This is a genomic window from Mesocryomonas fontinalis (assembly GCF_055730125.2).
In genome coordinates this window covers 48,530-71,971 of record NZ_JBUZWG020000002.1, presented here as the reverse complement: position 1 = coordinate 71,971, position 23,442 = coordinate 48,530, and the positions used below count along the sequence as shown (strand labels likewise).

Annotated in this window: 24 protein-coding genes; 14 read left to right on the top strand and 10 right to left on the bottom strand. The window is 67.3% G+C overall.

Features of this window, described 5'->3' with window-relative positions:
* Positions 1–396: 396 nt before the first annotated feature.
* Positions 397–1,236 carry an EipB family protein gene (locus tag ACZL02_RS05515; RefSeq protein WP_472937593.1) on the bottom strand — a complete coding sequence of 280 codons (840 nt, stop codon included), beginning with the start codon at positions 1,234–1,236 and terminating at the stop codon, positions 397–399.
* Positions 1,237–1,357: 121 nt separating this feature from the next.
* Here ACZL02_RS05515 and ACZL02_RS05510 point away from each other — a divergent pair, with 121 nt between their 5' ends.
* Genes ACZL02_RS05510 through ACZL02_RS05495 form a run of 4 tightly spaced genes read left to right on the top strand, consistent with a single transcriptional unit; the run spans position 1,358 to position 4,378 of the window.
* Complete coding sequence (locus ACZL02_RS05510; RefSeq protein ID WP_472937592.1) at positions 1,358–1,825, top strand: RidA family protein; 468 nt, start codon at positions 1,358–1,360, stop codon at positions 1,823–1,825.
* Between the two features lie 19 nt (positions 1,826–1,844).
* A complete protein-coding gene (locus tag ACZL02_RS05505) occupies positions 1,845–2,570 on the top strand; it encodes a glycerophosphodiester phosphodiesterase family protein (protein ID WP_472937591.1) in 726 nt (241 codons plus the stop codon).
* A 38-nt stretch (positions 2,571–2,608) separates the two neighbouring features.
* Complete coding sequence (locus ACZL02_RS05500; protein ID WP_472937590.1) at positions 2,609–3,898, top strand: GNAT family N-acetyltransferase; 1,290 nt, start codon at positions 2,609–2,611, stop codon at positions 3,896–3,898.
* A gap of 54 nt (positions 3,899–3,952) precedes the next feature.
* Complete coding sequence (locus ACZL02_RS05495; RefSeq protein WP_472937589.1) at positions 3,953–4,378, top strand: HIT family protein; 426 nt, start codon at positions 3,953–3,955, stop codon at positions 4,376–4,378.
* 199 nt (positions 4,379–4,577) lie between these two features.
* On the opposite strand, the gene ACZL02_RS05490 is transcribed toward ACZL02_RS05495, so the two are convergent.
* The 4 genes from ACZL02_RS05490 to clpS form a co-directional block, all read right to left on the bottom strand.
* Positions 4,578–4,937: an AzlD domain-containing protein gene (locus ACZL02_RS05490; protein ID WP_472933288.1), complete on the bottom strand. Its 360-nt coding sequence runs from the start codon at positions 4,935–4,937 to the stop codon at positions 4,578–4,580.
* Positions 4,934–5,671: an AzlC family ABC transporter permease gene (locus tag ACZL02_RS05485; protein ID WP_472937588.1), complete on the bottom strand. Its 738-nt coding sequence runs from the start codon at positions 5,669–5,671 to the stop codon at positions 4,934–4,936. Before ACZL02_RS05485 ends, ACZL02_RS05490 begins: the two co-directional genes overlap by 4 nt.
* Before the next feature lie 79 nt (positions 5,672–5,750).
* The gene (clpA, locus tag ACZL02_RS05480) at positions 5,751–8,204 is read right to left on the bottom strand and encodes an ATP-dependent Clp protease ATP-binding subunit ClpA (protein ID WP_472937587.1); all 2,454 of its coding nucleotides are present in this window, start codon (positions 8,202–8,204) and stop codon (positions 5,751–5,753) included.
* Positions 8,205–8,212: 8 nt separating this feature from the next.
* The gene (clpS, locus tag ACZL02_RS05475; RefSeq protein ID WP_472937586.1) at positions 8,213–8,596 is read right to left on the bottom strand and encodes an ATP-dependent Clp protease adapter ClpS; all 384 of its coding nucleotides are present in this window, start codon (positions 8,594–8,596) and stop codon (positions 8,213–8,215) included.
* Between the two features lie 620 nt (positions 8,597–9,216).
* Here clpS and ACZL02_RS05470 point away from each other — a divergent pair.
* Positions 9,217–10,698, top strand: a complete 1,482-nt coding sequence (locus ACZL02_RS05470) for a serine hydrolase (protein WP_472937585.1) — start codon at positions 9,217–9,219, stop codon at positions 10,696–10,698.
* A gap of 141 nt (positions 10,699–10,839) precedes the next feature.
* Complete coding sequence (locus ACZL02_RS05465) at positions 10,840–11,103, top strand: hypothetical protein (RefSeq protein WP_472937584.1); 264 nt, start codon at positions 10,840–10,842, stop codon at positions 11,101–11,103.
* 129 nt (positions 11,104–11,232) lie between these two features.
* Here ACZL02_RS05465 and ACZL02_RS05460 read toward each other — a convergent pair whose 3' ends face one another.
* Positions 11,233–11,667, bottom strand: a complete 435-nt coding sequence (locus ACZL02_RS05460; protein WP_472937583.1) for a DUF1489 family protein — start codon at positions 11,665–11,667, stop codon at positions 11,233–11,235.
* A gap of 925 nt (positions 11,668–12,592) precedes the next feature.
* On the opposite strand from ACZL02_RS05460, the gene ACZL02_RS05455 reads away from it, so the two are divergent.
* Together ACZL02_RS05455 and ACZL02_RS05450 are read left to right on the top strand one after the other, a co-directional pair.
* Complete coding sequence (locus tag ACZL02_RS05455) at positions 12,593–13,294, top strand: DUF599 domain-containing protein (protein ID WP_472937582.1); 702 nt, start codon at positions 12,593–12,595, stop codon at positions 13,292–13,294.
* 2 nt (positions 13,295–13,296) lie between these two features.
* The gene (locus tag ACZL02_RS05450) at positions 13,297–13,608 is read left to right on the top strand and encodes a DUF3253 domain-containing protein (RefSeq protein ID WP_472937581.1); all 312 of its coding nucleotides are present in this window, start codon (positions 13,297–13,299) and stop codon (positions 13,606–13,608) included.
* Positions 13,609–13,619: 11 nt separating this feature from the next.
* On the opposite strand, the gene ACZL02_RS05445 is transcribed toward ACZL02_RS05450, so the two are convergent.
* Both ACZL02_RS05445 and ACZL02_RS05440 read right to left on the bottom strand, forming a co-directional pair.
* On the bottom strand, positions 13,620–14,456 hold the full coding sequence (locus ACZL02_RS05445; RefSeq protein WP_472937580.1) for a YdcF family protein: 837 nt from the start codon (positions 14,454–14,456) through the stop codon (positions 13,620–13,622).
* Between the two features lie 117 nt (positions 14,457–14,573).
* Positions 14,574–15,404, bottom strand: coding sequence for an aldo/keto reductase (locus ACZL02_RS05440; RefSeq protein WP_472938136.1), 831 nt, complete (start codon positions 15,402–15,404; stop codon positions 14,574–14,576).
* Positions 15,405–15,500: 96 nt separating this feature from the next.
* Here ACZL02_RS05440 and ACZL02_RS05435 point away from each other — a divergent pair, with 96 nt between their 5' ends.
* Positions 15,501–16,475, top strand: coding sequence for an acetyltransferase domain-containing protein (locus ACZL02_RS05435; RefSeq protein ID WP_472937579.1), 975 nt, complete (start codon positions 15,501–15,503; stop codon positions 16,473–16,475).
* 58 nt (positions 16,476–16,533) lie between these two features.
* Here ACZL02_RS05435 and ACZL02_RS05430 read toward each other — a convergent pair whose 3' ends face one another.
* A complete protein-coding gene (locus tag ACZL02_RS05430; protein WP_472937578.1) occupies positions 16,534–16,926 on the bottom strand; it encodes a MerR family transcriptional regulator in 393 nt (130 codons plus the stop codon).
* An 80-nt stretch (positions 16,927–17,006) separates the two neighbouring features.
* Complete coding sequence (locus ACZL02_RS05425; RefSeq protein ID WP_472937577.1) at positions 17,007–18,467, bottom strand: NAD-dependent succinate-semialdehyde dehydrogenase; 1,461 nt, start codon at positions 18,465–18,467, stop codon at positions 17,007–17,009.
* A gap of 87 nt (positions 18,468–18,554) precedes the next feature.
* Between ACZL02_RS05425 and ACZL02_RS05420 the strand changes: the two genes are divergently transcribed.
* Genes ACZL02_RS05420 through ACZL02_RS05400 form a run of 5 tightly spaced genes read left to right on the top strand, consistent with a single transcriptional unit; the run spans position 18,555 to position 23,395 of the window.
* Complete coding sequence (locus ACZL02_RS05420) at positions 18,555–19,172, top strand: amino acid synthesis family protein (protein ID WP_472937576.1); 618 nt, start codon at positions 18,555–18,557, stop codon at positions 19,170–19,172.
* Entirely contained in the window at positions 19,147–19,932 is a 786-nt protein-coding gene (locus ACZL02_RS05415; protein WP_472937575.1) for an alpha/beta fold hydrolase, read from the top strand. The genes ACZL02_RS05420 and ACZL02_RS05415 overlap by 26 nt, the downstream gene beginning before the upstream one ends.
* Positions 19,933–19,955: 23 nt before the next feature.
* Complete coding sequence (locus tag ACZL02_RS05410) at positions 19,956–20,882, top strand: flavin reductase (RefSeq protein WP_472937574.1); 927 nt, start codon at positions 19,956–19,958, stop codon at positions 20,880–20,882.
* Positions 20,883–20,885: 3 nt separating this feature from the next.
* Positions 20,886–21,926: an LLM class flavin-dependent oxidoreductase gene (locus ACZL02_RS05405; protein ID WP_472937573.1), complete on the top strand. Its 1,041-nt coding sequence runs from the start codon at positions 20,886–20,888 to the stop codon at positions 21,924–21,926.
* A 5-nt stretch (positions 21,927–21,931) separates the two neighbouring features.
* Positions 21,932–23,395 carry an aldehyde dehydrogenase gene (locus tag ACZL02_RS05400; protein ID WP_472937572.1) on the top strand — a complete coding sequence of 488 codons (1,464 nt, stop codon included), beginning with the start codon at positions 21,932–21,934 and terminating at the stop codon, positions 23,393–23,395.
* Positions 23,396–23,442 lie beyond the last annotated feature (47 nt).

Genomic DNA, 23,442 nt, shown 5'->3' with positions numbered 1-23,442 from the left:
GTTCAGCCTCCACGGAAAAGAAGCAGCCAGGGTTGGCTGCCACCGGAGGGACCGCAGCGGACGACCGAGGTCGCCATGAAGTCCCGAATTCCGTGTGTGGAATGACCGCGCCCATACACCGATTCAGGCGAGCGGGCAAGAGTTAGGTGCAAGGCGCGGGGCGGATACGACCGCGGATGCAGGGGGTGGAGGGTTCGATTTGCGGAATGGAGTCCAAGCGGAATAGCGGGGTGACGTCGTCAGAGTAGGTGGCGGTGCGGCGGAGAGATGCGCGACCATATGAAGCTTCTGCGCATTTCTCAGACCCCTCAATTTTCTCATTCCGGATCAAGTCCGGGATGAGGAAGCTTTGGCCCTAAAGCCCTCTCTTCACCCCGTCACCGTACTCGCCCCGTCTCACTTGCACCCCTTCGCATCCAACAGATCGAGCTGGCTCAGCGCGCCGTTGAAGGCGTACTCGCCAAAATTCAGCGTCAGCGCGTCCGACACGCCGTTCTCGTAGAGGGTGTAGCTGGTCTCGAACACCGGCATGCCATCGGGATCGCTGTCGCTGTTGTAGTAGGATTCGCTGACCTTCCAGGATTTCAGCCCCGCCAGTTCCTGGTCGATCTTCGGCGAACGTCGCGGCGGCGGCGGGCCCTCGGCCTTGCCTGCCTCCGGCGCGGCCGGCGCTGCCGGCGGATCGTTCGGGCTGATGATGGCGGTGCTGGAGAGCAGCTTCTCCGCGTCGTCGTCGCCGTCGAAGAGCTTCGCCTCGACGATCCGGTCGCCGGCCTTCGCGTGCTCGATCAGCGTCGCGGTATGCTGCATCGGGAAATAGGAGAGCGGCAGGCTGAACTCCGCCGCCTTCGGCGACTGCATCGCGACCTTCGTGGCATCACCCTCGCGCCGCGCCTTACCGCGGATTTCCTTTTCCGGCGAACCGTCGACGAAGGTCTTGGTGGTGAAGCTGAAGTCGCTGCCGTCGGCGTTCTCGGTCGAGATCGTCTGCTGGTCGGTGACCGTCACCTCCTCCTCCTGCTGGAATTTCGCGACGAAGCGATAGTCCAGCGCGTAGACGCCGCAGGTCTCGGTCTGCAGCTTCAGCGCGATTCGCCCCTCCGCCCCGACGAAGTCGGTGGAGCCCGACGCGAGCGACAATTCGTAGACAGCCTGATGCGGGGCGAGCGGAACGGCGACGGCGAGACCCGTCATCGCGGGAAGCATTGCCAGAACGACCAAACTGCGGAACACCATGCAAAACTTTCCTCAACGAGGCCGGCGATCCGGGCTATGTCGGGCCTCGTCACACTCTATCCCCGACGGGGGTCCGGCAATACGCCCGCGGCCCCCCAATCATGTGAACAAAGGAAATTTGATGACCGACACGATCGCCTCCCGCCTCGCCGCCGCCGGTGTCACCTTGCCCGTCGCCGCCGCGCCCGCCGCGAACTACGTGCCCTATGTCACCTACAACAACGTGCTGCAGACCTCCGGCCAACTGCCGTTCGAGGACGGCAAGATCGCCGTCATCGGTAAGCTCGGCGGTGGCGTGGCGCTCGAGGACGGCCAGCGCGCGGCGAAGGCCTGCGCGGTCAACATCCTCGCCCAGGCGAGCGCAGCGCTCGGCGGCGACCTCACCCGCATCGTCCGCCTGCTGAAGCTCACCGTCTTCGTCGCCAGCGATTCCAGCTTCACCGAGCAGCACAAGGTCGCCAACGGCGCGTCGGACTTCATGGTCGAGATCCTCGGCGATGCCGGTCGCCATGCCCGCTCGGCCGTCGGCGTGCCCAGCCTGCCGTTCGACGCCGCCGTCGAAATCGAAGCCTTCTTCGAGATCAAGTAAGGCAGAATAAGGCAGAGCAATGCGTTACAGCGGTTCTCTCGACTGGCTGGTGAGCCGGCCGATCGCCCATCGCGGCCTCCATGACGGCAATGTCGCCGTCATGGAGAACTCGATTCCCGCCGCCCTTGCCGCGATCGCCGGCGGCTACGCCATCGAATGCGACGTGCACCTGTCGCGCGACCGGGTGCCGGTGATCTTCCACGATGCGACGCTCGAACGGCTGACCGGCACCCCGGGGCGCACGGATGCGGCAACGCTCGACGAACTCCGTCGCCTGCGGCTCGGCAACACCGAGGCCGGCATCCCAACCGTCGCCGAGTTCCTCGCCGCCATCGACGGCGCGGTGCCCGTGGTGATGGAGCTGAAGGGCAGCAGCCCGGACGAGGACGCCGACTTCCTCGACAGGCTGATGCCGGTGCTCGCCGGCTACCGCGGCAAGCTCGCGCTGATGTCCTTCGATCCCTGGCTGATCGACCAGGCGATCGCCGCGGGCGGCTATCCGGTGGGCCTCACCGCCGAAGGCCTCCAGCCAGACCAGCTGGCCGAACACCGCGGGGTCTACAGCCGCGGCTGCAGCTTCGTCTCCTACAGCGTCCACCATCTGCCGAACGCCTTCGTCGACTGGGTCCGCGCCGACCAGAAGGCGCCGGTCATCACCTGGACGGTGCGCAACCCGGACGACGTCGTGCAGACGGAGCGCCATGCCGACCAGATGACTTTCGAGGGTTTTTCGCCGCAGGCCTGAGCGCTTGCAATGCGGCAGGTGGGCGATAGCTTGGGACGATGAAACAGGGCACCGACACCACCGAGGCCGAGGGAGATGTCTTTTCCCTGCGCGTCCTCGAATCCATCGACCAGATCGCGCCGACAACCTGGGACGGCCTTGCCGCCGTCTCGCCGCCGGAAACAGCGGGCAGTGGAGGCACTGCTTCATCGCCCGACGGCAACCCCTTCCTGCTGCATGCATTTCTGAAATCTCTGGAGGACAGCGGCAGTGTTTCGGCGCGCGCCGGCTGGATGCCGCAGCACCTCGTGCTCGAGACCGCCTCCGGACAGATCCTCGCGGCCATGCCGGCTTATCTCAAGAGCCACAGCCAGGGCGAATACGTCTTCGACCACGGCTGGGCCGACGCGCTGGAGCGGGCCGGCGGCAGCTATTACCCCAAGCTTCAGATCTCCGTGCCGTTCACCCCCGCGACCGGACCGCGGTTGCTGGTCGGACATGCCGCCGGCGCCGAGGTGCGGCGGCTGGCGCTCTGCCAGGGCATCAAGGCCTACGTCGGCCAGACCGGCATCTCCTCGGCGCATGCGACCTTCCTGACGCAAGCGGATATCGAGGCGATGGAGGACGGCGAGTTCCTCCACCGCATCGACCAGCAGTTCCACTTCCAGAACCGCGGCTATGGCAGCTACGAGGATTTTCTGGAGACGCTCGCCTCCCGCAAGCGCAAGGGTCTTCGGAAAGAGCGGCGCGAGGCGCTGGCGCCCGGCATCACGGTGGAGTGGCTTACCGGCAAGGACCTGACCGAGGCGGCCTGGGACGCCTTCTACGGCTTCTACATGGACACCGGCAGCCGCAAATGGGGCCGCCCCTACCTCAACCGAAAGTTCTTCTCGCTGATCTCCGAGCGGATGCCGGAGCGCATCGTCCTGATGATGGCGAAACGCGAGGGCCGCTATATCGCCGGGGCGCTGAACTTCGTCGGCGGCGGCGTGCTCTACGGTCGCTACTGGGGCTGCACCGAGGACCACCCCTTCCTGCATTTCGAGCTCTGCTACCACCAGGCGATCGACTATGCGATCGAACACCGGCTGGCCGTCGTCGAGGCCGGGGCGCAAGGCGAGCACAAGCTGGCGCGCGGCTATGAGCCGGTGACGACGCACTCGGCCCACTACATCCGCCATCCCGGGCTGCGGCAGGCGATCGAAAACCATCTCGAGGTCGAGCGCCGGCAGGTGGCGGCGATGCAGGCCATGCTCGGCGAGCATACGCCGTTCAAGAAGCACGAGAGCGGCGCGGACGCGGCGAGCCCGCCCGAGCCGCTACGCCCCGACCAAGCCGAACAGGATTGACCGGCCGGGCGGATCGTGGTCCCCCGGGAGCGCAACCCGCCTGAGGAGACGACCATGGCTTACGATCCGCAGAACATCTTCGGCAAGATCCTGCGCGGCGAGATCCCGAGCCAGAAGGTGTTCGAGGACGAGACCGCCATCGCCATCATGGACGTCATGCCGCAATCGAAGGGGCACGTGCTGGTGATCCCGAAGGCCCCCTCGCGCAACCTTCTCGACGCCGAAGACGCAACGCTCGCCGCGTTGATGCCGATCGTGGCACGGCTGGCGCGCGCGGTGAAAGCGGCCTTCTCCGCCGACGGCGTAGTGGTGACACAGTTCAACGAGGCGCCGGCCGGCCAGACCGTGTTCCACCTCCACGTCCACGTCATCCCGCGCTATGCCGGCGTGTCACTGGTGCCGCATTCCGGCGCGATGGCGGACGGCGCGCTGCTGGCCGAACAGGCCGAGCTGATCAAGGCGGCGCTCGCAGCGAACTGACGCATGCCGATTGCCGATCTCCCCACCCGAGGGGGAGATGGCCGGCAGGCCAGAGGGGGGCACGCTGCCGCGGCGGCGAACTTCTTGACCAGGCCCGGTCGAGGTGGCGGATTGGTCTAGCGTCGCGGCCTAGGTCCACCCCCCTCTGTCCTGCCGGACATCTCCCCCTCAAGGGGGGAGATCGGGCGGCCTGAGACCCTCAGCCCGCCATCGCCATCGGCAGCCCGATCAGCACCACTTCCGCCGCCAGGATGCCGACGAGAATGCGCTTGCCGGCGGCGAGGTAGACGAGGAAGCCGGCGACCATGGCGCCGATCCGCACGGCGTCCGGAACGTCGGCGAGCGCGCCGCTGGGGTAGAGCACCATCCGCGCGATGACGGCGGCGACCATGCCGGTCGCGATGGCGCGCACGAGCGCAATGTTCGGCGAGTTCTCGTCGATGCGGCCGGCCGAGAGCACGCCGAGATAGCGCCAGATGTCGGTCGGCAGCCAGCCGGCCAGCAGGATGAAGGCATAGGGCCACCAGGCCGCTGCGATGTCGTGGAAGCCGAGGTTCATGCCGACGCCCCCTTCTCCAGCCGCCGCCCGAGGGCGAAGGCGATCGCGCCGCCGGCGATCCCGGCGATCAGGAGGTCGAACTCCGGCGACAGCCAGTGCGCCGGCGGCACGCAGAGCATGCCGAACAGCAGCGCCAGGCGCCCCGAGCGGTCGCGGGCCGAATGGAACAGCGAGATCAGGAAGTAGACCGGCGTCAGGAAGGCCAGCGCGCCGGTGATCAGCGCCGGCAGTTCGTCCATCAGGTTGAACACCAGCGCCACCACCAGCGTGTTCGTCAGCGTCAGCGTCGCGCCGAAGCTGCCGAAATAGAGCAGGCGCTTCTCCCGCGGGACCTCGTCCAGCCGCTGCATCGCGAACACCCAGGCGGTGATCGCGATGAAGTGCGAGAAGGCCAGAAGTTTCAGGGTCCGCGTCTGCGGCGTCTTGACCTCGGCGATCAGCGCGACGGTCATCGGCATCAGCCGGATCGCCGACAGGCCGACCGCGAGTGCCGCCGCCGGCAGCGCGATGCCGGCGCTCACCGCCCCGATCAGGATGATCTGCGAGGGCAGCGCCCAAACCGTCAATGTCATGAACGAGGTCTGCAGCCAGTCGAAGCCGGCCTCGCGGGCCACGGCGGCAAAGCCGACATAGGCGGTCACGAGGATGAGGGCGGGCGGACTGAGCATGCCGAGCATGCCCTTGCCGATCCAGTGGAGCGAGGAGCGCTTCCTGGCGAGGTCAGTTCCCGGCATGGGCATGCCCGATCATGCTGAAGCGAAACGCAAAAAAAGGGGCCGCCCTTGCGGACGGCCCCTTCGATTAAATGGTGGATCAGGACGGCTTGCGCTTTGCCGCCGGACGCCGCGCGACCTTCACGGCGACATCGCCCTCGTCCTCGTCGTCGCCGTAATCCTCGCCGTCGTCATCCTCGAGATCCTCGCCGTCGGCATCGACCTTGGCCCGCGACTTGCGCTTGGCCTTCGGCTGCTCGTCGGCGATCGCCTCGAGCGCAAGCTTGCGGGCGCCCGCCTTGTCGGGATCGTCGACGACGGTGATCTTGACGGTTCCGCCCTTCTTGAGCCTGCCGAACAGCACTTCGTCGGCCAGCGGCTTCTTGATGTACTCCTGGATGACGCGCGCCAGAGGCCGCGCCCCCATGTGCTCGTCATAGCCCTTGTCGGCCAGCCAGACGATCGACTCCGGCGTCAGCTCGAAGGTCACGCCGCGCTCCGACAGCTGGGCTTCCAGCTGCATGACGAACTTCTCGACGACCCGGTTGATTTCGCCTGCCCCAAGGCCGGCGAACGGGATGATGGCATCGAGACGGTTGCGGAATTCCGGCGTGAACAGCTTGTTGATCGCCTCCACGTCGTCGCCGGTGCGCTTGGAAGAGCCGAAGCCGATGGCGGCCCTTGCCCCTTCCGACGCGCCGGCATTCGTCGTCATGATCAGGATGACGTTCCGGAAGTCGATCTTCTTGCCGTTGTGGTCGGTCAGCCGGCCGTGGTCCATGACCTGCAACAGGATGTTGAAGAGATCAGGATGCGCCTTCTCGATTTCGTCGAGCAGCAGCACGCAGTGCGGATGCTGGTCGATGCCGTCCGTGAGCAGCCCGCCCTGGTCGAAGCCGACATAGCCGGGAGGCGCGCCGATCAGCCGCGAAACGGTATGCCGCTCCATGTACTCCGACATGTCGAAGCGCAGGAGCTCGACGCCGAGCGCCGAAGCCAGCTGCTTGGCGACCTCCGTCTTGCCGACACCGGTCGGACCGGAGAACAGATAGCTGCCGATCGGCTTCTCCGGCTCGCGAAGGCCTGCGCGCGCCAGCTTGATCGTCGCCGACAGCGCATCGATGGCCGTGTCCTGCCCGTAGACGACCCGCTTTAGCTGGGTGTCGAGGTGCTGGAGCACTTCCTCGTCGTCCTTCGACACCGACTTCGGCGGAATCCGCGCCATCGTGGCGATGGTTGCCTCGATCTCCTTGATGCCGATCTTGCGCTTGCGCTGGCCTTCCGGGAGCAGCATCTGCGAGGCGCCGGTCTCGTCGATCACGTCGATTGCCTTGTCCGGCAGCTTGCGGTCGTTGATGTAGCGCGCCGACAGCTCGACCGCGGCCTTGATCGCCTCGCTCGAGAACTTCACGTTGTGGAAGTCCTCGAAGTAGGGCTTCAGGCCCTTCATGATGGCGATGGCGTCGTCGATCGACGGCTCCTTGACGTCGATCTTCTGGAAGCGACGGACCAGCGCCCGATCCTTCTCGAAGAACTGCCGGTATTCCTTATAGGTGGTCGAGCCGATGCAGCGGATGGCGCCGCTCGACAGCGCCGGCTTCAGGAGGTTCGACGCATCCATCGCGCCGCCCGAGGTGGCGCCCGCGCCGATCACCGTGTGGATCTCGTCGATGAACAGGACGGCGCCCGGATATTCCTCGAGCTCCTTGACGACCTGCTTCAGACGCTCCTCGAAGTCGCCGCGGTAGCGGGTGCCGGCGAGCAGCGTTCCCATGTCGAGCGAGAAGATGGTCGCGTCCAGCAGCACCTCGGGCACGTCGCCCTCGACGATGCGCTTGGCGAGGCCCTCGGCGATCGCCGTCTTGCCGACGCCGGGATCACCGACATAGAGCGGATTGTTCTTGGAGCGGCGGCACAGCACCTGGATGGTGCGGTTGATCTCCTCCGAGCGACCGATCAGCGGATCGATGCGGCCGGACTTGGCCTTCTCGTTGAGGTTCACGCAGTAAGCCGTAAGGGCGTCCTGGGTCGTCTTGCGCCTGCCTTCCTCGTCCGGTCCCATGGTCGACTGATCGTCCTCGGCGCTTCTGAGGGGCCGACTTTCGGAGGAGCCGGGGCGTTTGGCAATCCCATGCGCGATGAAGTTGACGGCATCGTAGCGCGTCATCTCCTGTTCCTGCAGGAAATAGGCAGCATGGCTCTCGCGCTCGGCGAAGATCGCAACGAGCACGTTCGCCCCGGTCACCTCTTCCCGGCCGGACGACTGCACGTGAATCACCGCGCGCTGGATGACCCGGTGGAAGCCGGCTGTAGGCTTCGAATCCTCATCATGGCCGGTCACGAGATTGGCGAGCTCGGTGTCGATGTACTCGACAAGGCTCGCGCGGAGCACGTCGAGATCGACGCTGCAGCCCTTCATGACCGCGGCGGCATCCTTGTCCTCGAGCAGCGCCAGCAGAAGGTGCTCGAGGGTTGCGAATTCCTGCTGGCGCTCATTGGCGAGCGTCAGGGCCTGATGCAGCGACTTTTCCAGACTTTGCGAAAATGTGGGCACGATTCACCTCAATTCTTTTCCATCACGCATTGCAGCGGATGTTGATGCTGGCGGGCGAAATCCATGACTTGCGTGACCTTGGTCTCCGACACCTCGTATGTATAGACCCCGCATTCACCGACGCCGTGGTTGTGCACATGCAGCATGATACGGTGCGCTGCCTCGCGATCCTTCTGGAAAAAACGCTCCAGGACGTGGATCACGAACTCCATCGGGGTGTAATCGTCGTTCAGAAGCAGCACCCTGTAAAGGCTTGGCTTCTTCGTCTGCGGCTTGGTGCGGGTGATGACCGAGGTATTGCGGTCGGGATCAGTGCCACGTTGCTTGTCGGCCTGGCTTCTCGCCGGCTGCGACGTCTGATTCCTCGAAAGTTCCGCGTCGCCCACTGCCATCACCCCTGTCATCAAAATGTATGTAATGTGCTCTCTCGCAATTTTAAGGGACCGTCCCGAAGGCGCGTCCTTTCGCCCCTCCGGCCATCCGTTGTCCGCCGGGATGCCTCTGCCGGGCCGCTATTGGCCGGACGCTTTTCCCTGTCGGGGACGCCTCTAACATGGTCATCCCGTCCTTCCCCGGCGAGCCCCTGGCCCGTCGGCGGACCACACGGTCCTGTTTCGCCCGGCCGTCACACCCCTGCCATTCTTCTCCCGCTTTTCCCCGCCGTCCGGCGAGGACGCGGACTGCCGAGCCAGGCGGCTGGCGGTCCCGACTCGCTAGAACGTGAAGGCGACATGCGGTGCTCAGCATTTCACTGTCGCCGTCCCGGTTCAATCTATCGTGTGGGGAGATGCCGCACTTCCGCCGCCGGCCGCCTTGCCCGCTACCGGCACGAAGTGAACGCTTTGCACTTGCGATGACAACGTTCCGGCAACCATAAACGGATTGGTAAGGCGGTGCCGTTAATCTCGGTTTCATCGAAGAGGCGTCCGGACAGTGTTCCCGGTTCGGGCTCCCTCACCTTCTGCGGCGGCATTCCCCTGCTGCCTCCAGACCGAACCGAGAGAGTAGCCTCGTGCGTAAGACCATGACGAAGATGAAGTTCGACGCCCCGCTCGCCAAATCTGTCGGTATCGTCGCGGTGACCGCCACCCTTCTGCTTCAGTCTTCTGCCTTCGCCAGTTCCGAGGAGCGCTATGCGGGCTTCGTTATCGACGCCAACAACGGCAAGGTGCTGTTCTCCAAGAACGCCGACGACCTGCGCTTCCCGGCCTCGCTGACGAAGATGATGACGCTCTACATGCTGTTCGACGCCATGCGGGCAAAGCGCGTCTCGCTGCAGACGCCGATGAAGGTCTCGGCTTACGCCGCTGCCCGGCCGCCGACCAAGCTGCGGTTGAAGGTCGGCTCGACCCTCACCGTGCAGGAGGCGATTCTCGGCCTGGTGACGCTGTCGGCCAACGACGCCTCGGTGGTGATCGCCGAGCAGCTGGCCGGCTCGGAAGCTGCCTTCGCACAGCAGATGACCGCCAAGGCCCGCCAGCTCGGCATGAGCCGCACCACCTTCCGCAATGCCAACGGCCTGCCCAATCCCGGCCAGACGACCACAGCGCGCGACATGGCGACGCTCGGCATTGCCCTGCGCGAGCATTTTCCGCGCGAGTTCGCGTTCTTCAAGACCAAGTCGTTCAACTTCCGCGGTCGGCAGATCAACGGCCACAACCGGCTGGTCGGCAAGATCCAGGGCGTCGACGGCATCAAGACCGGCTATATCAACGCCTCCGGCTTCAACCTCGTCTCCTCGCTGATGCGCGACGACAAGAAGATCGTCGGCGTGGTGATGGGCGGCGCGAGTGCCGCCGCGCGCGACAAGCACATGGCCGACCTCCTGACCAAGTACCTCGCGGCGGCCAGCACCCGCGACGGTGGCCAGCTGATCGCCGCACCGCGCCCGACCGAGCCGCGCGTCACCGTCGCCGCGCTGGCCCCGGAGCCGGAGGCCTCCTACGCCGCGCCGAGCCGCGTGCCGCTGCCGCGGATGCGCGAGACGATCAACGAGCGGATCGCCGAGGCCTATGGCGCCGACGCCGATGCCGGCCACGCCATTGCGCGCATCGCCGGCACCGCGGCGCGTCCGATCGTCGGGCGTGCGGCGCTGCGCGAGGCGCTGACCACGCCGCGGGCGCGGCCGAGCCGGATTCCGACCGCCAACGCATTGGCCCCGGTTCCACCAGGCTCGATCCCCGGCGGGGAGGATTTCGACCCGACGACGACCGGCTCTATAAAGGGTGCCCTGGGTGGCATCGCTTCTTCACCCTGGGTCGTCCAGATCGCCGCCATGCCGGACAAGGACCGCGCCATGGACATGCTCTCGGAAGCCAAGCGCAAGGGCGGTTCGGCCCTCATCCGGGCCGAGAGCTACACCGAGCAGGTCGGCAGCGGCTCCGGCGCCCTCTACCGCGCCCGCTTCGCCGGCTTCCAGTCGAAGAGCGAGGCCGGACAGGCCTGCGCCGCGCTGAAGAAGCAGTCCTACAACTGCTACGCCGTGGCCAACTGACCCGGCGGCCCCGCGGCCGCCTCACCTGACCGACCCAACGCACGATGCTCCAGCGGACCCTTTCGGGACCGAACGGCTTCGTGCGCCCAAAATTTCGACCGCCGGACCGGCACCAGACCCTTCGTATCGAGGACTTCAGTGATGAGCGTCGACCAGGAAATCCTCGACTTCAACAGCGGCCGCCGCAGCGGGACGCCGGTCGCCGGCCTGCACCCGATGCAGCAGGCATCGCGCCGGATCGGCGAGTTCCGCGAAGGCCGTTCGGCGCTGAAGGCGAAGGATCTCGTCGGCCTGCTGCTCTGCCACGGCGCCCGCGCCTGGCGTGCCTCGCAGCCGGTCGCGCATTCGCGGCTGCGCGTGCGGACGCCGCACGGCGTTCCGGCGATTCGGCTGCGCTTCCGCTAAAGTCTGCCGCGATCAAATTTGGCGCGTCCGATTAAAGCGGATGCGCTTTCCGCGGACGGGTGAAGCGGCGGACATCACGGCAGGCGGGAGGGTTTCGCCCGGCGGATCGGCAGCATCAGCGCCAGGCCGTCAGAGCAGGCCGAGGTCGGCCAGTTCGCGGCGGAGTTCCGACGGCATCGACGCCATGTCGCCGCCGGCGCCGATATCGCCCGGCGCCTCTTCCGGCGTCAGGTAGCGCCAGCCCTGGAAGGCGCGGCGCGGCTGCCAGTCGGTGAGGATGAAACTCGGCTCCAGCACGATCCGGCAGCGCTTGATGCCCTCGCCGTCGACCACCGGCCGGAAGGCGAGGATCGGCTGTCGCACCTGCACCTTGCCCTTGATCACCCAGTAGAGCGAGCCGCCATCGAGGATCTCCTCCATGCGCTTGGGCACCATGCGGGTCTGGTGGAACTGCTCGGCCGGCTGGCCGGTGCGCGCGGCTGTCGCCAAGCGCTCGGCGACCCAGGACTGGAGATCCTCGACGGAATCAGCGCCGACGCAGAGTTTGACCATGTGGAGAGGCATGCGCGTCTTCTGCCGCGCCGCGCCCGGCCGCGTCAAGGCGCTCCCGCGGCGGGAAGGGCCAAGCCGGCGCGACCGCGGACACGCCTGCGTGTTTTCCGCTCGCGACTTCATCAGTTTGGATATGAGCGTACGGCCCCCCACACGGGTGCGCGCCCCGCGCCGAAGCGGCTGGGGGGATGAGGGAACGGGGACGCCGGACTGCGAAAGCGGAAAGAAGCTCCGGCGCCCTTGCCGTTCATATCGAGCGGCTCGCAACACCGTCGTCTGCCCTTGCCCACGACACGCATGCTCCCGAAGGACCGCCGCCGCCGTGCCATTGCCGGAGCGCCCGCCCCGGCCGTCCTTCGGCGGCTCGGGCCCGGCCAAGGCCCTCACCACCGCCAGCAGGTCTCCGCCTCGGCCCAATGTGCTCTTCCGGCGCCGGAAGAACGGGGACTGTCTCAAGCACCGATCTGCCAGCTTCCGTTCCTTCGCGACGGAGAACGGACCCGGACTGCTGCCGGCCTGAAGGGCAACCCCTACCGCCGGCAGCGCTCAAGCTATGACAGGCTTCTCACGAAATAGGAATATTGACCCACACAGAGAATATTTAGCCGTCATCGGTTTTTGCGGTAAAACCAATAGAGACCAATATTAGGACTATTTGCTGACGCTGGCCTGGGCTTGCGTCTGGGGTCGCGATGCCTTCCGGAACGGGCTTGCTGGGGTCCGAGAAGGCTGTTGAGGCAGAGAGACCGCCGACCGAAGGGCGTGAAAGCTTTGCGGCGTTGGCGCGGCAGTGCTAGAGCGCTCTCCAACTCCACGGCCTGACGGACGCTCCAGCGGTAGGACGGAACCGTGCAGGGCCGGAGCGGCGGCCGGTCAGGTGTCCGTCCGGAAGAGAGCGGGCGAAGGCCTGTCCGGGCAGCGGCAAGCGGAAAGAGCGATGGCGACCTTCGATCTCAGCGACGCCGTGGCGATCGGCATCTTTCTCGTCGGCTGGTTCGCCTACAACTGGCTGACCGAACATAGTCCCTGGGCCAAGTACGGGCTGAGCCAGGCGATGAACGCCCAGCGCCGGCGCTGGATGCAGGTGACCCTCGGCCGCGATCTCCGGATGATCGACACCGCCATCATGGCCGGCCTGCAGCAAGGCACCGCCTTCTTCGCCTCGGCCTGTATCTTCGCCATCGGCGGGTGCTTCGCGCTGCTGGGGTCGGCCGAGCAGATCGCGACCATCGCCGCCGACCTCCCCTTCCACGGCGAACTCGACCGCGGCCTCGTCGAGGCCAAGCTGCTCGGGCTGGTGGCGGTCTTCGCCTACGCCTTCTTCAAGTTCGGCTGGGCCTACCGGCTGTTCAACTATTGCAGCATCCTGATCGGCGCGATCCCGATGCGGAACGATGCCGAACTCGACCCGGCCAAGGCCCAGCGGGCGGTGCGCAGCGCCGGCCTGATGAACGCGCTGGCGGCCAAGAACTTCAATGCCGGCCTGCGCGGCATCTTCTTCGGCCTCGCCTATCTCGGCTGGTTCCTTGGTGCCTACGCCTTCATCGCGACGACGCTGTTCGTGATCGCGATCCTCGCGCACCGGCAATTCTTCTCGCGGGCGCGCTATGCCGCCGGCGATCCGTTCGAAGGCGAATGAGCATGACCGAAATGTCCGAGACGATCCTCAGCATGCTCTCGGAGCGCGCGGGCGAGAAGACCCTCTGCCCGTCCGAGGTGGCGCGCGCCATCGCAGGGTCCGACGAGAAGGCCTGGCGCCTCCTGATGAAGCCGATCCGCGCCGAGGCCGTCCGGCTTGCCGCCGAAGGCCAGCTGACCATCCGCCGCAAAGGGAAGATCGTCGACCCCGAGGACTTCAAGGGCATCTACCGGATCGGCCACCCGCGCGCTGCTGACGCCGTCGGCGAGAACGGCGAGGAGGCCGGGAACGGGGCGGCGCCGACCGAGGAATAGACGGCTGGCGATCAGGCCGCCGGCGCGGACGGCGCGGCGCCGGCCGCCGGCACGGGCAGCGGCGCCGGGAACAGCGCGTCGGTGCGGTCGGTCATCCAGTAGGCGAGCAGGCCGACATATTCCCGGAAGGCGAAATGCACCTTTTCGAGGTTGCGCGTCGCGGTGGTCGAGGGCGACCAGATGTCCGGCCCGAGCGGCGTGCGGAAGTCGACGGGATAGGGAATGACGTCGAAACCGGCCTTGCGGAAGCAGCCGACGCTGCGCGGCATGTGCCAGGCCGAGGTGATGAGCAGCCAGGTCTCGCCCGGCTTCGGGCTCGCCATCGCCTTGGTGTAGACGGCATTCTCGGCGGTGTTGCGGGCCTTGCCCTCCAACAGCAGCCGGTCCTCGGAAAGGCCGAGCGCGGTGAAGATCTGCTTGGCCGAGACGACTTCGGCGATATCGTCGTCGAACAGCGCCGCGACCCCGCCCGAGAAGACCACCTTCGCCTCGGGATAGCGCCGCGCCAGCGCCATGGCGACGGTGATGCGGTCGCCGGCCTCGTTCAGCTCCGGCTCGCCGCGGGTCTTGGCGACGCGCGTGTCGAAGCTACCGCCGAGGACGACGATGCCGTCGACCCTCTCGGGGAGTACCGGCGGCGGGAAGCGGTTCTCGAGTTCGGCAGTCATCACGAGGCCAAGCGGCGACAGCGAGACGACGACCAGCACAAGAGCGGCCAGCGACATGACCGCCGTTCCCATCCGGCGAAACCGCAGCAGCCGCAGCACAAGGCCGATGCCACCCAGCACCATGACGGCGACCAGCGGCTGGATCAGGAACCACGCGACTTTCGAGACGGCGAAGAACAAAGGGCACCCCTTCCAGATGGACAGGTGCCCCGCTTACGCGCCGCTTGCGCCGTGCGCTACCCCGGGCGACGCGACGGCGCGCCCGGAGGAAGTTTGACGGGCCTTGGCCGGGCTTGCTCAGATCCGGTCCCAGTTCGGTGCGAAACCCGGGTTGACGAGACGCTTGCGCGCGGTCGTCAGCGCCGTGACCGAGGCATGGTCCTCGGCCGAGAGTTCGAAGTCGAAGACGGCGAGGTTTTCGGCAAGGCGCGCGACGGTCTTGGTGCGCGGGATGGCGGCGACGCCGTCCTGCTGGACCTCCCAGCGCAGCACGATCTGCGCCGGCGTTTTCCCGTACTGGGCAGCCAGGCCGGCGATCAACGGGTGCGACAGGATCTCGCCGCCTTGCCCGACCGGCGAGTAGGCGACCATTGCCATGCCGTGGCGCAAGCAAGCGGCGTGGATCGCGTCCTGCGACAGCAGCGGGTGGTATTCGACCTGGTTGCAGGCGATCGGCGCGGGCGACAGCGCTACCGCCTCGTCGAGCATCGTGCTGGTGAAGTTGCCGAGGCCGATGTGCCTGGTCTGGCCGGCGGTGATCGTCTCGTTCAGCGCGCCGATCGACTCCTCGAGCGGGACTGCCGGGTTCGGCCAGTGGATCAGGAACAGGTCGACGGCGCCGATGCCGAGCTTGTCGATCGATTCGGCGGCCGAGCGCTGCAGCGCGCCGGCCGCGATGTTCTCCCACCAGACCTTGGTGGTCACGAAGAGGTCGTCACGGGCGATGCCGGAGCGGCGGATGCCCTCGCCGACGGCCTTCTCGTTGTCGTACATGGCGGCGGTGTCGATATGGCGGTAGCCGGCCTCGATGGCGCGGGCGACCATGTCGGCGCAGTCGTCGCCCTTCAGCGTCCAGGTGCCGTAGCCGATCGCGGGAATGCGTGCGCCGTTTGCCTCGATGATCTTCATGCCTTGGTCTTTCTGTGTCATCACGGCGCCCCCGGGGCGCCTCTGCGTCTGAAATAGGCTGAACGCCCCGGCTGTCCAATCGCAGGAGGGGCCGAGATGTCCGAGAGCCAGAGGGATGCCGTGATCCCGGCCGGCAAGGCCACGACGCGGATCGACCTGCTCGACGTGCTGCGCGGCGTCGCGCTGCTGGCGATGGCGGTCTACCACTTCACCTGGGATCTCGAGTTCTTCGGCTATGTCGAGCGCGGCCTGACCGGCCACGGCGGCTGGAAGCTGTTCGCGCGCTGCATCGCCTCGAGCTTCCTGTTCCTCGCCGGCGTCAGCCTGGTGCTGGCGCATGCGCGGGGGATCCGCTGGCGGCCCTTCGGCAAACGGCTGGCGCAGGTCGCCGCAGGAGCGGTGGCGATCACCGTCGTGACCTATTTCGCGACGCCGAACGGCTTCGTGTTCTTCGGCATCCTGCACGAGATCGCGCTGGCCAGCCTTCTCGGCCTCGCCTTCCTCCGCCTGCCCTTCTTCGTGACGGCGGCAGTGGGCATCGCCGTAATCGCCTCGCCGCAGGTCTACGAGACCGTGCTCACCAATCCGCGCTGGCTCGCCTGGATCGGCATGGCCGAGACCGCGCCGACGTCGAACGACTTCGTGCCGTTGTTTCCCTGGTTCGGCGCGGTGCTGATCGGCATGGCCGCGTCGCAGCTGGCGACGGACCGCGGCTGGTGGGGCGCCCTCTCCCGGCTGAACCCCCGCCTCGTCCGGTTCCGGCGGCTCGCCTTCATCGGCCGGCACTCGCTGCTGTTCTACCTCCTGCACCAGCCGCTGCTGATCGGGCTCGTCTGGGTCTTCGCGCAGGTGTCGCCGCCCGATCCGGCGGCGATGCTCCTCGGCGACTGCCGGCGCGGCTGCATTGCCGAGCGGGCCGACGAGGCCTTCTGCACGCGTTATTGCAGCTGTGTCGGCGAAAAGCTGACGGCCGAGGACCTGCTGCAGAAACTGATCGACGGCACCACAAGCCCCGAGGAGAACGACCGGGTCAGCGACATGGTCTACACCTGCTCGGCGCCGGCGCCCTGAGAGCACCTAGCAGCCGCGCTCCGGCGCAGGCAGGCAGGCACGCGGAAAGGCGAGGCCGTCAGCTGGCCTGCGTCACCCCGAGCTCGGCCATGCGGGTGAGGCAGGCCTCCTCGGCATTGTCGAGTTCGGCCAGCAGCTCGTCGATGTCGTGCCGCTTCTGCTCGAGCTCGCCGCGCTTCTCGCTGACGCGGCGGACGATCGCCCGCAGCTGCCCCGCCTCGCCCGGCGGCGTCTTGTACATCTGCATGATCTCGCGGATCTCGGCGATGGAGAAGCCGAGCCGCTTGCCGCGCAGGATCATCTTCAGCAGCTGACGGTCGGAGTGCCGGAACAGCCGCGTGCGGCCGCGCCTGATCGGGGAAATCAGCCCCTCGTCCTCGTAGAAGCGGATGGTCCGCGTCGAGATGTCGAACTCGCGGGTCAGTTCGGTGATGGTGTAATAGTCGCGCATCGGCATTCCCCGGGTCGAACCACCTTGTCTGCCGGAAGACTTACGTAAAAGTCAATTTTGCGCGGGGGATCCTGGCGGCGTCACAGTCCGTCCAGGGCGACGTATTTCAGTTCGAGGTAGCCCTCGATGCCATGCCTCGAGCCTTCGCGCCCGAGGCCGGATTGCTTGACGCCGCCGAAAGGCGCCATCTCGTTGGCCAGCGCGGCGGTGTTGACGCCGACCATGCCGGACTGCAGCGCCTCGGCGACGGTGAAGATGCGGCGCATGTCGCGGGCGTAGAAGTAGCTGGCGAGACCGAACTCGGACGCGTTGGCCATGGCGATGACGTCGGCTTCGTCCCGGAACGAGATGATCGGCGCGAGTGGCGCAAACGTCTCCTCCCGCGTCACCAGCATCTCCTGGGTCACCCCGGTCACGACGGTCGGCTCGAACATGGTCGGAGAGAGCGGCGATCGCTTGCCGCCGGTGACGATCCGGGCCCCCTTCGCCGTGGCATCGGCCAGATGCGCTTCCATCTTGAGAACCGCCCTTTCGTCGATCAGCGGCCCCATGGTGACGCCGGGCTCCGATCCCCGTCCGAGTTTCAGGCGCGAGACGCGATCGATCAGCTTCTGCGTGAAGGCCTCGACCACGCTGTCCTGCACATAGATGCGGTTCGCACAGACGCAGGTCTGGCCCGCGTTGCGAAACTTCGACAGGAGCGCGCCGTCTGCCGCCGCATCGAGATCGGCGTCGTCGAACACGATGAAGGGTGCGTTGCCGCCGAGCTCGAGGCTCAGCCGCTTGATCGTATCGGCGCCCTCCCGCATCAGCCAGCGTCCAACGGCGGTCGAGCCGGTGAAGGAGATCTTGGCGACCGCCGGATTGTGGGTGACCTCGAGGCCGAAACCTTGCGCATCCGTCGTGGTGACGACGGACAGCACCCCCTTCGGCACGCCGGCCCGCTCGGCGAGCGCTGCCAGTGCCAGCGCGGAAAGCGGCGTCAGCTCGGACGGCTTCAACACCACGGTGCAGCCAGCGGCCAGCGCCGGGCCGATCTTCCGGGTGATCATGCCGTTCGGAAAGTTCCAGGGTGTGATCGCCGCACAGACGCCGATCGGCTGTTTCAGGACGAGGATGCGCTGCGTCGGCGTGGCGCCGGGGATGATCTCGCCCTCGACGCGCTTGGCCTCTTCCGCGAACCATTCGAGATAGGCCGCATTCGCGACGATCTCGCCTTTCGCTTCCGCCAGCGGCTTTCCTTGCTCGGCGGTCAGGATTTCCGCCAGCGCGTCCGCATTGTCGATGACCAGCCCGTACCAGCGCTTGAGGATCGCCGCCCGCGCCTTCGCCGTCATTCGGGCCCATGCGGGCTGAGCCGCGGAGGCTGCCTCGATCGCCCGCTGCGTATCGAGCCTGCCGAGGTCGGGCAGGATGGCGAGCACCGCGCCGTCGAACGGGTCGCGGACCGCGAAGCTTCGCCCCGTTCCATCCGCTGCCAGCCAGTCGCCACCGACAAAGGCGCGGTCCGTGAACAGGGGATTGTCGCTAATAGCGCTCACATGTCTCTCCGAGGTTGGCCAGAAGGTCAGGCGACGAAGGGTGATTGACAGCCATGTTATGGCATACCATGATATGGGATATCAACGATGCCGGGAGACGATCCACCGATGGACATCCGCAAGACGCTTCTTCAGGTCGAGACCACCCTGATCGAAGGCGGCAAGGCGGCGCCGACGCCGCTGAAGCTCTTCACCGCGATCGCCGTCGTCCGCAATCCGTGGGCCGGCCGGGGTTTCGTCGAGGACCTGAGGCCGGAGATCCATGCCGGCGCGCCGATCCTCGGCGAGCTTCTCACCCGGATGATCCTCGATGCCGTCGGCTCCGGCGAAGCGGTCGAAGCCTACGGCAAGGCCGCTGTGGTCGGGCTGGACGGCGAGATCGAGCACGCGTCGGCGCTGATCCACACGCTGCGTTTCGGCAACCACTACCGCCAGGCCGTCGGTGCCAAATCCTACCTCGCCTTCTGCAACACGCGGGGCCCAGCGAACGCGCCGGTGATGATCCCGCTGATGGACAAGAACGACGAGGGACGGCGGTCGCATTACCTGACCATCCAGACCGCCGTGCCGGACGCGCCGGCGGCAGGAGAGATCCTGGTTGCGCTCGGCGCCTCGGTCGGCGGGCGACCGCATCACCGGATCGGCGACCGCTATCAGGACCTCAAGGATTTGGGCCACGATGTCTCCAACCCTGCCTCGGTCTAGAACGTCCGGCGGCGCCGCCTTCCGGGAGGCAGGCTGCGGCGAACCGCTGCTGCTGATCCACGGCGTCGGCATGCGCTCCGAGGCGTGGGACCCTCAGATAGCCGCGCTGTCGTCGACGCACCGGGTCATCGCGCTGGACCTGCCGGGGCATGGCGCCAGCGATGCCTTGCCGGCGGGCTCGCCCCTCGAAGACTTCGTCGAATGGCTCGGACGGACGCTGGACGAACTCGGTCTCGACGCGGTGAACCTTGCCGGGCATTCGATGGGCGCCCTGGTCTCGGGCGGGGCCGCGGCGACCTTCGGGCAGCGCATCCGGCGCGTCGCCCTCCTCAACGGCGTGCACCGCCGCTCGCCGGATGCCCGGGCGGCGGTCGAGCAGCGGGCGAGAGAAATCGCGGCGGGCGGGGTCGACCTTGAGGGACCGCTCCGGCGCTGGTTCGGGGATGGTGCCGAGACCGAGACGGCCTACCGGTTGACGCGCGACTGGCTCGCCGGCGTCGACCTCGCCGGCTACGCCACCGCCTATGCCGCCTTTGCCGGCGGCGATGATACCTATGCCGACGCCTGGCCGAAGGTCGACGCCGAGGCGCTGTTTATGACCGGCGACGGCGATCCGAACTCGACGCCTGAAATGGCGCAGGCGATGGCAGAGGCCGCCCCGCACGGGCGAGCGGTGATCATCCGGGGGCACCGTCACATGGTGAACCTCACCGCGCCGGACGAAGTGAACCAACACCTCGCCGACTGGCTCCGCCGCTGACGCCTGAACTGGGAGAAACGAGCATGACCACCTTCGATCCCCGCGCCCTCAGAGATGCCTTCGGCGCCTTTGCCACCGGCGTCACCGTCGTCACCAGCCGCACGGGCGACGGAACGCCGATCGGCTTCACGGCGAACTCCTTCGCGTCGGTGTCGCTGGACCCGCCGCTGCTGCTCATCTGCCTCGCCAAGACGTCCCGCAACTTCGCCAACATGACGGCCGCGCGGGCGTTCGCGGTGAACGTTCTGGCGGAGGATCAGAAGGACGTCTCCAACACCTTCGCCAAGCCCGTGGAGGACCGATTCGCTGCGGTCGAGTGGCACGACGGGCCGACCGGCTCGCCGGTCTTCCCGGGGGCCGCGGCTTGGTTCGACTGCACGGCCGAGCAGATCGTCGACGCCGGCGATCATGCGATCCTGATCGGCCGGGTCGCCGGCTTCGAGAACTCCGGCCGCAACGGCCTCGGCTACGTGCGCGGCGGCTATTTCACGCCGGCGCTGGAGGCCAAGGCGCTGCGCGCGGCCGGCGACGGCGAGACGCGGGTCTCCGCCGTGGTCGAGCGCGCCGGCGAAATCCTCCTCGTTCCCTCCGGCACCGACCGCTTCGCGCTGCCCGGCACCGTGATCGGCCCGCGTGATCCGGCGGAAGCCTTCGAGGACGATCTTCGATCCCGGACGGACGTCTCGGCGACGGCCGGCTACCTGTTCTCGGTGTTCGAGGACCGAACCGGCGGCCAGCAAAACATCGTCTACCGGGCCAGCGCCGCGCGCGGCGAACCCCGCGAAGCGACCTTCTTCGCCATCGACGCGCTCCCGATGGACCGCCTTGCCAATCCACAGACGGCAGACATCCTGCGCCGCTACGTCGCCGAGAGCACGCTCGGCAATTTCGGCGTCTATGTCGGCAACGAAACGACGGGGCGGGTTCATCCCCTCCCGGGAAAGGCCTGAGCCATGAAGTTCTCCCTCTTCGTCCACATGGAGCGGCTCGGCGCGGACCAGCGCCAGGAGGACCTCTACCGCGAGTTTCTTGCCCTCTGCGAGATCGCGGACCAGGGCGGCATGCATGCGATCTGGACCGGCGAGCACCACGGCATGGACTTCACGATCGCGCCGAACCCGTTCGTCACGATCGCCGATCTCGCCAACCGGACGAAGAACGTGCGCCTCGGCACCGGAACGGTGATCGCGCCCTTCTGGCACCCGATCAAGCTTGCCGGCGAAGCAGCGATGACGGATCTGATCACCGGCGGGCGTCTCGATATCGGCATTGCCCGCGGCGCTTATTCCTACGAGTACGAGCGGCTGCATCCCGGGCTCGACGCCTGGGGTGCCGGGCAGCGCATGCGCGAGCTCATTCCGGCGACCAAGGCGCTCTGGGCCGGCGACTACGCCCATGAGGGCGAGTTCTACCAGTTTCCCGCGACGACCTCGGCGCCGAAGCCCGTGCAGCAGCCGGGCCCGCCGATCTGGGTCGCCGCCCGCGATCCGAACAGCCATGCGTTCGCCGTCGCCAACGACTGCAACGTCCAGGTGACCCCGCTCTGGCAGGACGACGGGGAGGTCCGCACGCTGATGGACCGCTTCGAGGCGGCCTGCGCGGCGCACCCGGACAAGGCGCGGCCGAAGATCATGCTGCTTCGCCACACCTATGTCGGTTCGAACGAAGCCGATGTCGCCGAGGCCGCGCGCGAGCTGTCGGTCTACTACAACTACTTCTTCGCCTGGTTCAAGAACGAGCGCCCGGTCAGCCAGGGCCTGATGCAGCGCCTTTCGGCCGAGGACCTGGCGGCCAACACCATGGTCTCGGCCGAGGTCATGCGCGCCAACAACGTCGTCGGCGACGCCGCGGCAGTGATCGGTCGCATCAAGGCCTACGAGGCCATGGGCTACGACGAATACTCGTTCTGGATCGACACCGGCATGCCCTTCGAGCGCAAGCGCGCCTCGCTGGAGCGGTTCATCGCCGACGTCATGCCGGCCTTCGCGGAGTGAAGCAGATGCGGCGGTTCCAGAGCTACATCGACGGCGACTTCACCGACGGCGAGGCAAGTTTCGCGAGCCTCGACCCGTCGACCGGCGAAGCCTGGGCCGACATGCCCGAGGCGCGCGAGGCCGACGTCGACCGCGCGGTGCGTGCGGCAGACCGCGCCCTTCGCGACGGCCCCTGGCCGAGGCTGACGGCGAGCGCCCGCGGCCGCCTCCTCTACCGCCTCGCCGACCTCGTCGCGGCGAATGCCGCCGAACTCGCGGAACTCGAAACGCGCGATACCGGCAAGATCATCCGCGAGACGTCGGCGCAGATCGCCTACGTCGCCGACTACTATCGCTATTATGCCGGGCTTGCCGACAAGATCGAAGGCGCGGTGCTGCCGATCGACAAGCCGGACATGGAGGTCTGGACCCGGCGCGAGCCGATCGGCGTCGTCGCCGCGATCGTGCCGTGGAACAGCCAGCTCTTCCTCGCCGCCGTCAAGATCGGCCCGGCTCTCGCCGCCGGGTGCACGCTGGTCGTCAAGGCGTCCGAGGATGGACCGGCGCCGCTGCTGCATTTCGCGCGCCTGGTTCACGAGGCGGGCTTTCCCGCGGGCGTCGTCAACGTCATCACCGGTTTCGGTCCGTCCTGCGGCTCGGCGCTGACGCGCCATCCCCTCGTCGCCCATGTAGCCTTTACCGGGGGACCGGAGACGGCGCGCCATGTCGTGCGCGGCACCGCCGAGAACCTTGCATCGACCTCGCTGGAGCTTGGCGGCAAGTCGCCGTTCGTGGTCTTCGCCGATGCCGATCTCGAGAGCGCCGCCAATGCGCAGGTTGCGGCGATCTTCGCGGCGACCGGCCAGAGCTGCGTCGCCGGCTCGCGCCTGGTGGTGGAGCGCAGCGTCAAGGACCGCTTCCTCGCGATCCTCCGCGAGAAGGCGGAGCGCATCGCGATCGGGGCGCCGCAGGAGATGGCGACAGAGGTCGGTCCGCTCTGCACGCTCCGGCAGCGCGCGCACATCCAGGCGCTGGTCGATCGCACGGTCGCGGCCGGCGGGCGGATCCTGACCGGCGGGCGCGTGCCGGACGGCCCCGGCCACTTCTATCCGCCGACCATTCTCGACTGCGACGCCGGCGGATCGCCGGCGCTGGCGGAGGAGTTCTTCGGCCCCGTCCTCTCCGCCGTGTCCTTCGACACCGAAACAGAGGCAATCGAGATCGCCAACGACACGCGCTTCGGCCTCGCATCCGGCGTCTTCACGACCAACCTCGCCAAGGCCCACCGCATGGTGCGGGCGCTCCGGGCCGGGGTGGTCTGGGTCAACACCTACCGCGCCGTTTCGCCGATCGCGCCGTTCGGCGGCACAAAGTTGTCCGGCCATGGACGCGAGGGAGGCCTTGCCGCCGCCCTCGACTACACGCGCACCAAGACGGTCTGGCTGAGGACATCCGACGATCCGATTCCGGATCCGTTCGTCATGCGCTGACGGCCGAACGGCGAAAAGCCGGGCCGGAACAGCCCAACACGCATCCA

Bases quoted from the DNA above. Each gene is read 5' to 3' on its own strand.
- ACZL02_RS05405 (WP_472937573.1), top strand. From the start codon at position 20,886: ATGAAGTTCTCCCTCTTCGTCCACATGGAGCGGCTCGGCGCGGACCAG.
- ACZL02_RS05500 (WP_472937590.1), top strand. From the start codon at position 2,609: ATGAAACAGGGCACCGACACCACCGAGGCCGAGGGAGATGTCTTTTCC.
- ACZL02_RS05420 (WP_472937576.1), top strand. From the start codon at position 18,555: ATGCCGGGAGACGATCCACCGATGGACATCCGCAAGACGCTTCTTCAG.
- ACZL02_RS05510 (WP_472937592.1), top strand. From the start codon at position 1,358: ATGACCGACACGATCGCCTCCCGCCTCGCCGCCGCCGGTGTCACCTTG.
- ACZL02_RS05505 (WP_472937591.1), top strand. From the start codon at position 1,845: ATGCGTTACAGCGGTTCTCTCGACTGGCTGGTGAGCCGGCCGATCGCC.
- ACZL02_RS05495 (WP_472937589.1), top strand. From the start codon at position 3,953: ATGGCTTACGATCCGCAGAACATCTTCGGCAAGATCCTGCGCGGCGAG.
- ACZL02_RS05435 (WP_472937579.1), top strand. From the start codon at position 15,501: ATGTCCGAGAGCCAGAGGGATGCCGTGATCCCGGCCGGCAAGGCCACG.
- ACZL02_RS05485 (WP_472937588.1), bottom strand. From the start codon at position 5,671: ATGCCGGGAACTGACCTCGCCAGGAAGCGCTCCTCGCTCCACTGGATC.
- ACZL02_RS05430 (WP_472937578.1), bottom strand. From the start codon at position 16,926: ATGCGCGACTATTACACCATCACCGAACTGACCCGCGAGTTCGACATC.
- ACZL02_RS05460 (WP_472937583.1), bottom strand. From the start codon at position 11,667: ATGCCTCTCCACATGGTCAAACTCTGCGTCGGCGCTGATTCCGTCGAG.
- clpS (WP_472937586.1), bottom strand. From the start codon at position 8,596: ATGGCAGTGGGCGACGCGGAACTTTCGAGGAATCAGACGTCGCAGCCG.
- ACZL02_RS05440 (WP_472938136.1), bottom strand. From the start codon at position 15,404: ATGAAGATCATCGAGGCAAACGGCGCACGCATTCCCGCGATCGGCTAC.
- ACZL02_RS05490 (WP_472933288.1), bottom strand. From the start codon at position 4,937: ATGAACCTCGGCTTCCACGACATCGCAGCGGCCTGGTGGCCCTATGCC.
- ACZL02_RS05465 (WP_472937584.1), top strand. From the start codon at position 10,840: ATGAGCGTCGACCAGGAAATCCTCGACTTCAACAGCGGCCGCCGCAGC.
- ACZL02_RS05415 (WP_472937575.1), top strand. From the start codon at position 19,147: ATGTCTCCAACCCTGCCTCGGTCTAGAACGTCCGGCGGCGCCGCCTTC.
- ACZL02_RS05410 (WP_472937574.1), top strand. From the start codon at position 19,956: ATGACCACCTTCGATCCCCGCGCCCTCAGAGATGCCTTCGGCGCCTTT.
- ACZL02_RS05400 (WP_472937572.1), top strand. From the start codon at position 21,932: ATGCGGCGGTTCCAGAGCTACATCGACGGCGACTTCACCGACGGCGAG.
- ACZL02_RS05515 (WP_472937593.1), bottom strand. From the start codon at position 1,236: ATGGTGTTCCGCAGTTTGGTCGTTCTGGCAATGCTTCCCGCGATGACG.
- ACZL02_RS05455 (WP_472937582.1), top strand. From the start codon at position 12,593: ATGGCGACCTTCGATCTCAGCGACGCCGTGGCGATCGGCATCTTTCTC.
- ACZL02_RS05450 (WP_472937581.1), top strand. From the start codon at position 13,297: ATGACCGAAATGTCCGAGACGATCCTCAGCATGCTCTCGGAGCGCGCG.